This is a genomic window from Streptomyces lydicus, from assembly GCF_000717345.1.
GTDB classification, from domain to species: Bacteria; Actinomycetota; Actinomycetes; order Streptomycetales; family Streptomycetaceae; genus Streptomyces; species Streptomyces lydicus.
In genome coordinates this window covers 1-9,735 of record NZ_JNZA01000074.1, presented here as the reverse complement: position 1 = coordinate 9,735, position 9,735 = coordinate 1, and the positions used below count along the sequence as shown (strand labels likewise).

At 73.6% G+C, this 9,735-nt stretch carries 8 protein-coding genes; 6 read left to right on the top strand and 2 right to left on the bottom strand.

The annotated features are described in order from the left end of the window. Window positions 1–610 (bottom strand): TerD family protein (locus OO62_RS35840; RefSeq protein WP_033271920.1); only part of this gene is annotated, 610 nt, incomplete at its 3' end. Window positions 611–853: 243 nt separating this feature from the next. Between OO62_RS35840 and OO62_RS35835 the strand changes: the two genes are divergently transcribed. From OO62_RS35835 to OO62_RS35810, 6 genes are all read left to right on the top strand, one after another. Continuing rightward, on the top strand, window positions 854–1,309 hold the full coding sequence (locus tag OO62_RS35835; RefSeq protein WP_033271919.1) for a DUF6643 family protein: 456 nt from the start codon (window positions 854–856) through the stop codon (window positions 1,307–1,309). 46 nt (window positions 1,310–1,355) lie between these two features. Next, window positions 1,356–2,180: an MOSC domain-containing protein gene (locus OO62_RS35830; protein ID WP_033271918.1), complete on the top strand. Its 825-nt coding sequence runs from the start codon at window positions 1,356–1,358 to the stop codon at window positions 2,178–2,180. Between the two features lie 168 nt (window positions 2,181–2,348). Continuing rightward, window positions 2,349–3,167, top strand: coding sequence for an MEDS domain-containing protein (locus OO62_RS35825; RefSeq protein ID WP_248782317.1), 819 nt, complete (start codon window positions 2,349–2,351; stop codon window positions 3,165–3,167). Continuing rightward, a complete protein-coding gene (locus tag OO62_RS35820) occupies window positions 3,167–3,613 on the top strand; it encodes an ATP-binding protein (protein WP_033271921.1) in 447 nt (148 codons plus the stop codon). The genes OO62_RS35825 and OO62_RS35820 overlap by 1 nt, the downstream gene beginning before the upstream one ends. Before the next feature lie 131 nt (window positions 3,614–3,744). Further along, window positions 3,745–4,347, top strand: a complete 603-nt coding sequence (locus OO62_RS35815; RefSeq protein ID WP_033271916.1) for an Rv1733c family protein — start codon at window positions 3,745–3,747, stop codon at window positions 4,345–4,347. Between the two features lie 178 nt (window positions 4,348–4,525). Continuing rightward, on the top strand, window positions 4,526–6,958 hold the full coding sequence (locus OO62_RS35810) for a right-handed parallel beta-helix repeat-containing protein (protein WP_033271915.1): 2,433 nt from the start codon (window positions 4,526–4,528) through the stop codon (window positions 6,956–6,958). Here OO62_RS35810 and OO62_RS35805 read toward each other — a convergent pair. Beyond that, window positions 6,928–9,213: a hypothetical protein gene (locus OO62_RS35805; protein ID WP_228332624.1), complete on the bottom strand. Its 2,286-nt coding sequence runs from the start codon at window positions 9,211–9,213 to the stop codon at window positions 6,928–6,930. The genes OO62_RS35810 and OO62_RS35805 overlap by 31 nt on opposite strands. Window positions 9,214–9,735: the final 522 nt, after the last annotated feature.

The window sequence follows — 9,735 nt, the reverse complement described above, 5'->3', positions numbered from 1 at the left end:
TGTAAAAAAGGGCGGGGGCGGGGGGGGGGGGGGGGGGGACGGGCGCCGCGGGGGCCGGGGCGGGCGACGGGGGCGGCGTCGCGGCGGGCTCCTCGACGCTGATGCCGAAGTCCGTGGCCAGGCCCGCGAGCCCGGTGTCGTACCCCTGGCCCACCGCGCGGAACTTCCAGGCGCCCTGGCGGCGGTAGAGCTCGCCGAGCACGAAGGCGCTCTCGGTGGTCGCGTCGTGGCTGTCGAAACGGGCCAGCTCGGCGCCGCTCGCCTCGTCCAGCACCCGGATGTGCAGGCCGGGGACGCTGCCGAAGGTGCCGCCGTCGGCGGAGGCGGCGAGCACCACCTTGTCGACGGCGGGCTCCACGGAGGCCAGGGCCACCGTGACGGTGTCGGTCATCGCTTCGCCGGCCGGCCGCTTGCCCTCGTGCCGTACGGCGCCGGAGGCGTGCACGGGCTGGTTGTAGAAGACGAAGTCCGTGTCGTCGCGGACCCTCCCGGACACCAGGAGCAGCGCCGAGGCGTCCACGTCCGGCGTCCCCGGGGCGGGCTGCCAACCCAGCTCCACCCGGACCGCCGGGGCCGGAACCGGGACATTGCCGCCCTTGAGCATCGACATCGCCGCGCCTTCCTCTCCTCGGTGACCCGTCGGTGGTGACTCCCCCAACCTACTGGGCGCTGACCATTCCGAACGGCCCCTGTTCACCCGGGAGAAGCCAGCTCTTTACAGGATTCCTACGGGCGATCGCGACCGATTTTCCCAAGTTCGCTCGCATTGGGGATCCATGACCTCTCCGAACACGTAAAACAACCCTCTTTCCAGACTCCCCAATCGACACATCGTGGGCTTAACTTATGAGGCATGACCTCCCCCCGCTCTACCTACGGCGGCGGCTACTACGCTTCGCCTTCCTTCCCGGACACCCCGATCTACGACAGCCTCGTCGCCGAACGCGGCACGCCGCAGATCGCCCCGATCCGGGTGAACCCCTCCCCTTACGACACCGGGTCGTCTTACTTGCCTGCGCTGCCCTCCGCGCTGCCGGCACTTCCGGCAGCTCCCTCCCACCCCTCGCCGGGGCAGGGCTACCCGGGTGCCGCCGCGCAGCCGGTCGCCCCGCTGCAGCACGCGCCGGCGCCCTACATCCCGCAGCAGGCGGGGGCCCGCGGCGGCTATCAGCCCCCGCAGCAGCCCCAGCCCCAGCGCCCGGCCGGCGGTACGGGGTACGAGGCGATGCGGCCCGCCGCTCCGGTCGCCCCGCGGCCCGCGGCCCCGTACGACGATCCGTACGGCCGCCAGTACCCGCGCGGGTACTGACCGGGCGGTCGGTCAACTGTCCGAGGCTGCTGGCAGGATGGAACACATGCCCAAGCCTGCTCTCCGGTCGATCCATCTCTACCCGGTCAAATCCATTGCGGGGTCCGGTCCCGGCGAGGCGGTCGTGGAGCCGTGGGGGCTCGCCGGGGACCGACGGTGGCTGCTGGTGGACGCCGAGCACAGGCAGATCACCCAACGTCCGCAGCCGACGCTGGCTTTGGCGCGCGCCGAGGGCCTGCCGGGCGGCGGCCTCCGGCTCACCGCGCCCGGAATGGCGCCGCTGACGGTCGAGGTGCCCGGGTCCGTGGAGACCGTCCCGGTCGAGGTCTGGAAGGACCAGGTCGAGGCGGTGCCCGCCGGTGAGGCGGCGGCCGAGTGGTTCAGCGGGTATCTGGGCGTCGAGTGCCGGCTGATGTATCTCGACGCCCCGGAGAAGCGCCGCCCCATCGCGCCCGAGTACTGCGAGCCCGGTGAGACGGTCAGCTTCGCCGACGGCTTCCCGCTGCTGCTGACGACCACCTCTTCGCTGGACGCCCTCAATTCCCTCATCGCCCAGGGCGACCACGCCGACGAGGGGCCCCTGCCGATGAACCGTTTCCGGCCCAATGTGGTGGTGGACGGCACGGCTCCGTGGGCCGAGGACGAGTGGCGCCGGGTCCGTATCGGCGAGGTGGTCTTCCAGGTGGCCAAGCCCAGCGCACGCTGTGTCGTCACCACCACCGACCAGCACACCGCCGAGCGGGGCAAGGAGCCGCTGCGGACGCTGGCCCGCCATCGCCGCTTCGGTGACCGGCTGGTCTTCGGCCAGAATCTGATTCCCCGTGGGGCCGGCACGATCCGTATCGGCGACCCTTTCGAGATACTCGACTGACGGGCCTGCGCGGCCGTTCACGGTGGTCGCGCCGCGGTCGCCCGCGGCGGCTGCCGGAGGGTGAGGGCGACGGGAGACAGGGGCTGCGTGTCGACGCCTGCGAGGGACAACGGAAGCAGCGGCCACCTCGTCCCTGTCCAGCACCTGCGGCCCGGAGACCACGCCTTCGTGAGTTACGGCGACGACGAGGTGCGCTGGGAGGCCGTCACGGCGTTCGTACGACTCGGGCTGGCCCGCGGCGAGAAGGTGCTGGTGCTGCCCTCCCCCGGGGTGCCCGCGGCAGAGGTCCTGGCCCGGCTCGACTTCCCCAGCCGCAGCACGGCCGCCGCCCGCGCGCGCGGCCAGCTGGTGGTGAGCAGCATGCGCGAAGTGATCTCGCCGGACCCGGAGTTCACCGCCGCACGCCAGATGGGGCGGCTGTACCAGGAAACCGACCGGGCGACGGCCGAGGGGTACGCCGGTCTGCGGGCGTTCATCGACATGGGCTGGGTCGCCGCGCTCGGCGCGGAGGTCGAGGTGATGATGCGCCGGGAAAGCGGGGCGCACGCGCTCTTCACCGGCCGGCCGTACACGGAGATCTGCGCCTACGACCGCCGCCGGTTCGACCGCGGGGTGCTCGCCGCCATGGAACGGGCGCATCCGCGCACCCTGCTGGAGCGGCTGGGCAGCCTGCGCACGGTGCGTGAACCCGACGGCGTACTGCACTTCATCGGCGAGGCGGACGCCGCCCAGCGGGCGGAGTTCAGCAGAGCGCTGCGGATCGCGCTGGCCCACACGGCCCCGGACCGCAGGCTGACGGTGGATCTGACCCGGCTGCACTTCCTGTCGGTGGGCTGCGCCGTCAGCCTGCTCGTGCTGGCCCGGGGCGCCGCCGGCCACGATCTGGTCGAGGTGCGCTGCGACCGCGGCCAGCGTCGGCTGCTGCGGCGGCTGGGCGGCGGGACGGTGCCGCCGCTGGCGCTGACGGAGGGGGTGGCCCCGTGGTGATGCCCGGTCCGGCGAGCCCGGCCGAGGTGCCCGCAGAGGAGCCCGGCCGCCCGCTGCTCCAGCGGCGTTTCACCGCCCGGCTGCTGCCCCAGCTGCGGCTGCTGGTCGAGGAGTGCGCCGCCCGCGAGGGCCTGCGCGAACCGCGGCGGGGCGAATTCGTGCTGGCCGTGGACGAGATCGCCGGGAACGCCGTCGAGTATGCCGGCGGCTCGGGGCGGCTGGAGCTGCGCCGGGTGGGCGACGAGCTGGAGTGCCGGATCAGCGACACCGGCCCCGGATTCAGCGAGGCGGTGATCCCCGAGCTGCTGCCGGGCCTGGACGGTGCTCCGAAGGGCCGCGGGTTGTGGCTGGCGCGCCTGGTGGCGGACCGGTTCGCGGTCTCCGTGGCGGCTCCGGAGGCCGGCGCGACGGGCGCCGTGGTGACCCTGGCGGTACAGCTGCGCTGACCGCGGCGCCGCACCCCGTTCCGTACGGCCGGAAGACGCCTTCCGTTGTGCGTGATGTTGCTCTCTCTTCGCAGAACTCTCGCATGGAGCACCCCCGATGCGGTATTCACGGAGCACGAGAGGGGGCGACGATGGGAGCCGTACGAGGCGTATGGCGCTGGCGGCGCAATCCGCTGCGGCGCCGGACCGATCTGATCGAGTCCTGGGTGGCGCTCGCCGCCGTCCTCCTGATCGTCCTCGGGGCGCCCGTCGCGGGCTGGTTCAGCGGCCGGGCGGCACACGGCGCGCTGCTCCGGACCGTGGCGCTGCAGCACCGAGAGCGGCACCTGGTGTGGGTCACGGTCGACCGGCTGGTCTCCCGGACCCCGCTGGACCCCGATCCGGAGACCTCCTCGCAGCGTGATGCGCACCGCCGGGTCCTCGCCCGCTGGACGGCCGTGAACGGCACGGCGCACCTCGGGCAGATCGCGGCCCCGCGCCCCGTCGAGCCGGGTGAGCGGTTCCGCATCTGGACCGACGACCAGGGGCGGGTGATGCCGCGGCCGATGGACGTCAGCACGGCCGGTACGCATGCGGTGCTGGCGGGTCTGGGTACCACGGCCGCCGTCGGCGGACTGATCGAGGGCGGCCGGCGGCTGTTCGTCGGGCAGCTGATGGCGCGCCGCTACCGCCGCTGGGACCTGGAGTGGGAGCGCGCGGGCCAGGACTGGGGCCGGGCCGACGCGGGGAGTTGACCGCCCGGACGGTCCGCGGCTGACCAGGCGCTGACCGTGTCAACTACGGCCCGCCGGGCGCGCTACGGTGGTGGCGCCAGCCTCTCGGCTGGGGCCTTGCGCACCCGAATGCGGACATCCGCGGACGGATGGTTGCCGGGCCGACATCAGCCGCACGAGGTGGGGGCACGACAGCGCCATGGCACAGGGCTCGGTCCAGGTGACGCACTCCGGAACGTCCCGTTGGCGGCGCCGGACAGGGGAGTACAGCTCGCTCGCCGCCGCCCTGGAGGCCGCCGGGGACGGCGATGTGCTGACCGTCCCGGCCGGTACGTACCGGGAGAACCTGGTGCTGCAGCGCGCGGTGACGCTGCGCGGCCCCGACGGGTCGCGCGGTTCGGTGCGGATCGCCCCGGCCGACGGGGTCGCGCTGACGATACGCGCCTCCGCGACCGTCCACGATCTGCATCTGGAAGCGACGGATTCGGCCTCGCCGGCGCTGCTGGTGGAGGACGGTGCCCCGGAGCTGTCCGGCCTGCGGGTGGTGACCCGGTCCGCGTCCGGCATCGAGGTGCGCGGCGGGGCCCGTCCGACGGTGCGGCGCTGCACGGTGGACAACGCGGGCGGGGTCGGCATCAGCATCCTGGACGGGGCCGGCGGCCTCTTCGAGGAGTGCGAGGTGGTGGCGGCCGGGCAGGCCGGGGTGGCGGTGCGCGGCGGGGCCCACCCGCGGCTGGAGAACTGCCGGATCCACCACGCCTCGGGCGCCGGTCTGTCGATCAACGGCGAGGGCAGCGCCGTCGAGGCGGTGGGCTGCGAGCTGTACGAGATCAAGGGTGCGGGGATCCAGGTGGCCGCGCGGGCCACCGGCCACCTCACGGACTGCACGGTGCACCGCACCTCGGCTGACGGCGTCACCCTGGACACCGACGCGGTGCTCACCCTCGCCGACTGCGACATCCACGACATCCCGGAGAACGCGGTCGACCTGCGGTCGCGTTCGGTGCTGACGCTGACCCGCAGCACGGTGCGGCACTTCGGGCGCAACGGACTGTCGGTGTGGGACCCGGGCACCCGGGTGGACGCCAACCAGTGCGAGATCCACGACAGTACGGGCGACTACCCGGCGGTGTGGGTGAGCGACGGCGCGACCGCCGTACTCGACTCGACCCGGGTGCACGACGTACCGGACGCCCTGTTCGTCCTGGACCGCGGCTCCCGTGCCGATGTGGTCGACTGCGACCTCTCCCAGGTCCGCAACACCGCGGTGTCGGTCAGCGACGGGGCGACCGTGCAGCTGGACGACTGCCGGATCCGGGAGGCGGCGACCGGCGCGTGGTTCCGCGACCACGGCAGCGGCGGCACGCTCGCCAACTGCACCATCGACGGGGCGCAGACCGGGGTGATCGTCACGAAGGGCGCGGACCCCACCATCGAGGGCTGCACCGTCAGTTCACCGGCGGAGGCCGGCTTCTACGTCTCGGCCGAGGGCCGCGGCACCTTCCACGGCTGCCGGGTCACCGGCAGCTCCGGCTTCGGCTTCCACGTGATCGACGGCTGCCGTACGACGCTGACGCGGTGCCGTACGGAGCGGTGCGCGCGCGGCGGCTACGAGTTCGCCGAGGGCGGCGCCGGGCAGGGCGACGGGCCGACGGTCCAGGACTGCACCAGCGACGAGAGCCGCGCGCTGCCCGCGCCGGGGGCCGGAGCCACCGCGCCGGCCGTGCAGCAGGCGACACAGACCGCCGGGCTGCTGGGCAACGTACCGGCACAGAGCCCGCCGGCGGCCGCCGTCACCGCCGCCGAGCCGGTCGTCAGCAGCCGGCCCTCCGAGGTGGTGCTCGGCGAACTGGACACCCTCGTCGGGCTGGAGAGCGTCAAGCGTGAGGTGCGCAGCCTGATCAACATGATCGAGGTGGGCCGCCGGCGGCAGGAGGCGGGACTGAAGGCCGCGTCCGTGCGGCGCCATCTGGTCTTCACCGGCTCCCCCGGCACCGGCAAGACGACGGTCGCCCGCCTCTACGGCGAAATCCTGGCGTCCCTCGGGGTGTTGGAGCGCGGGCACCTGGTCGAGGTGTCCCGGGTGGACCTGGTGGGTGAGCACATCGGGTCGACCGCGATCCGTACCCAGGAGGCGTTCGACCGGGCGCGCGGCGGGGTGCTCTTCATCGACGAGGCGTACGCCCTCTCCCCCGAGGACTCCGGCCGGGACTTCGGCAAGGAGGCGATCGACACCCTCGTGAAGCTGATGGAGGACCACCGGGAAGCGGTGGTGGTGATCGTCGCCGGCTACACCGCCGAGATGGAGCGCTTCCTCGCCGTCAACCCCGGTGTGGCGTCCCGTTTCTCACGCACCATCACCTTTGGCGACTACGCCCCGGAGGAGCTGCTGCGGATCGTCGAGCAGCAGGGCGAGGAGCACGAGTACCACCTCGGCGAGGGGACCGGTGAGGCGCTGCTGAAGTACTTCACCGTGCTCCCCAAGGGCCCCTCCTTCGGCAACGGCCGTACCGCACGGCAGACGTTCGAGGCGATGGTCGAGCGGCACGCGGGCCGGGTGGCGCAGCTGCCCGACCCGAGCACCGACGACCTCACCCTCCTCTACGCGGACGACCTGCCCGAACTCCCCTGACCGGAACGGTCGGCGGACATCACGTCCGCAGGGCCCGGCTGCGCCGGCACGCCCGGGGTGAGCCGGGCGATCAGTTCGGCGCGGACCGCGTCGAAGACCGGATCGGCCTGGTAGTCGCCGTGCCCCAGGATCTGGGCGGGCAGCGGGTTGCGCAGGGTCCGGCCGAAGGCCAGCGGGTCGCGCAGCGGCCCCTCGTCGATCCGTCGGCCGTCCTCACAGGTCAGCCGGATCGGTCCGCCGATGGGGTCGGTGAAGCGCCACAGATTGCGCCAGTCGTCCATCTCGCGGTGCAGCCCGGTCAGCGCGGGCGGACCGAAGAAGGCGGGGAACCAGCGGCCGTAGAGGCGCTCCAGGGGACTGCCGTACGTCAGCAGCGCCACCCGGCTGCGGGTGACCAGATCGAGCTGCCAGACGGCGGCAGCCGCCAGCACGCTGCCCTGGGAGTGCCCGGAGAGCACCAGACGGCCGTCGAACCGCTCGGTCCAGGTGGCCATCCGCCAGGTGAGGTCGGGCACCGCGCGCTCGGCGTAGCAGGGCGGCGCGAAGGGGTGTGCGGCGCGCGGCCAGAACGTGCCGACGTCCCACAGGATGCCGATGGTGCGCCGGGCGGAGTGGTCACGGTAGGCGCGCCGGCCCATGGCGATCAGCAGTATGACGCCGGCGCTCATCAGCCAGGAGCCGAGGGACTCCGCGGTCTCGGCGGCGGCGTGCACGACGGGCGGGGCGCCGGCGGTGGCCCGGCCGGGCGCCCGGTCGGTGAGCCAGGCGCCGGCCACCGCGCCGGCCCCCAGGACGAGGGTGACCGCGGCGGTGGCCGCGACCAGGACCGGCGACGCGTCGGTGAGTCCGGCACGGGCGATGGTGCCGGCGATCCGCTTCGTACGGCGCGCATCGGGGTGCTCACGCGGGTCGTAGAGCCCGGGAACGTCCTTCTCGACCCGGCGACGGACAATCACCACGCGGACCGCGGCGAGCATGACGACCACGGCGACCACCAGCAACAGGGCCGGGATCACGGAGGCTTGCCAGGACAGCAGCACGGGCGGGCCGGGAATGGGGGCGTGCGCCTGGCCCGGGGTCGCCCCGCCGTCCATCCAGTCGGCAAAGCGCTGCGCCACTCCCCCGGACAGCACCCCGCCGACCGCGCACGCCAGCAGGGCGACGGCGGGCCCGCCCATCCCGCGCAGCGCCGTACGGGAGTCGTTGCGGGCGGCGCGCTGCAGCACGTAGGCGGTCACCGCCAGCGCGAGGACCAGCACGCCCTGGAGGACCGCGATCCCGCCGAACGCGGCGGCGCCGGGAAGCGGGCCGTGGCTGCGGGCACCGGGGCGCGCCCAGCCGCTGTGCACCGCGATCAGCGCGAGCACGCCGACGGCGGCGTACGGCAGCGCCCGCACGACCAGGCGGTCGGACTGGTCGTCCGGTGCGGCCTCACTGCGCGCGGTCCGCCACACGACGACGAGTGTGGCGGCGGCGAGCAGGATGACCAGGGCGGTCAGCGCCCGGCCGGTGACCGCGAGGACGGTGTCGCCGCCGGTGTGCCCGTCCGCCTTGGCGCCGGCGGCGAGCAGCACCGCGGCGATCGTCAGCACACCCGCCGTGGTGTGCGCGGCCCGCAGCCGGGCGACCAGCCTGCGGCCGTACCAGAAGCCCTCCAGGCTGAGCGCGGTCCGCTCCTCGTGCGGCGTGAAGCGCGAACTGCCGGGCTCGCGCGGCGGCGGGGAGGCGGACTCGTACGCGCTCCAGGTGCGGTGCGAGAGCCACGACAGGAATCCGACGACGAGCAGCGGCACCAGGGAGGCGAGGGCGAGGCGCCGGCCGGGGGTGCTCCACCAGCCGGAGTTGTCGGGGTCGAGCCAGCCCAGCCAGGACTTGCCGGCGACACAGACGGTGGTGCCGGCGCACTGCCAGGCCGTGAGGTCGAGGGCGACCTCGCAGGCCGCGGCGGCCAGCAGCACGGTGAGGGTGAGTGCGAGGAGGCGCACCAGCAGGTCGTAGATCCGCTGGGCCGGGTGGTCGGCCGGGGCGGCGGGCCGCATCCAATGCGCGAGGTTGGCAACCATGAAGGGCAACAGGATCAGCCACAGCGCACGGGCCCCGTTGCCCGAGGTCAGATTGGACCAGCAGTACGCCTCACGCACCGGCTCGCCCTGATAGTCCGCGGGCCGCTGCTCCGCGTCCGCGTCGTCCGTACGGCGGTAACAGGCGGCGGTGTCGTCCCCCGTGATCAGCTGGACGCGCGGATCGCCGAGCATGTCCTGCGCGGTGGTGCCGCCCACGCCGTGCACCAGTAACTCCAGGGAGAGGTGGGGCGGTTGGGGTGCTTGGGGCGGGAGGACTGCTGGGCGTGCGTCTTGTGCGTCTCGTGCGTCTCGTGCGTCTCGTGCGTCGTGTGCGCCCTTTTCGTTTTCGTCTTGTGCCGTTGGCTGGACGAGGGGTGTCGCTGGTGGTGTGTCCTGCCCGGCTGCCCGGCCGGCGGCCGGCGTGGGTTCCGCGGTGTCCACTGGTTGTCCCCCGTGGTTGTTGTCCGTGTGGCGCGGTGCGGTGGTTCGGTCGAGTGCGGTGCCGGGGGAATTCTCTCGCGCCGGTGGGGGCGCATCCACCCGTTCGGGGTGGTGGGTCGTAGGGGGAGGGGCGGGGCGCGGAGGTCGATGCGGGTCGTTCGGGGTCGGTCGCGGGAGGGCGGTGCGGGAGGGCGGTGCGGGAGGTGCGCGGTCTGGCGGGTACGCGTCATCCGGTGTCACCCGCGCACTCCCCCCACCCCCGAACCCACCCCC

Excerpts from the sequence above, each read along its gene's own strand:
- OO62_RS35830 (WP_033271918.1), top strand. The coding sequence starts at position 1,356 with ATGCCCAAGCCTGCTCTCCGGTCGATCCATCTCTACCCGGTCAAATCC.
- OO62_RS35805 (WP_228332624.1), bottom strand. The coding sequence starts at position 9,213 with ATGCTCGGCGATCCGCGCGTCCAGCTGATCACGGGGGACGACACCGCC.
- OO62_RS35815 (WP_033271916.1), top strand. The coding sequence starts at position 3,745 with ATGGGAGCCGTACGAGGCGTATGGCGCTGGCGGCGCAATCCGCTGCGG.
- OO62_RS35820 (WP_033271921.1), top strand. The coding sequence starts at position 3,167 with ATGCCCGGTCCGGCGAGCCCGGCCGAGGTGCCCGCAGAGGAGCCCGGC.
- OO62_RS35835 (WP_033271919.1), top strand. The coding sequence starts at position 854 with ATGACCTCCCCCCGCTCTACCTACGGCGGCGGCTACTACGCTTCGCCT.
- OO62_RS35810 (WP_033271915.1), top strand. The coding sequence starts at position 4,526 with ATGGCACAGGGCTCGGTCCAGGTGACGCACTCCGGAACGTCCCGTTGG.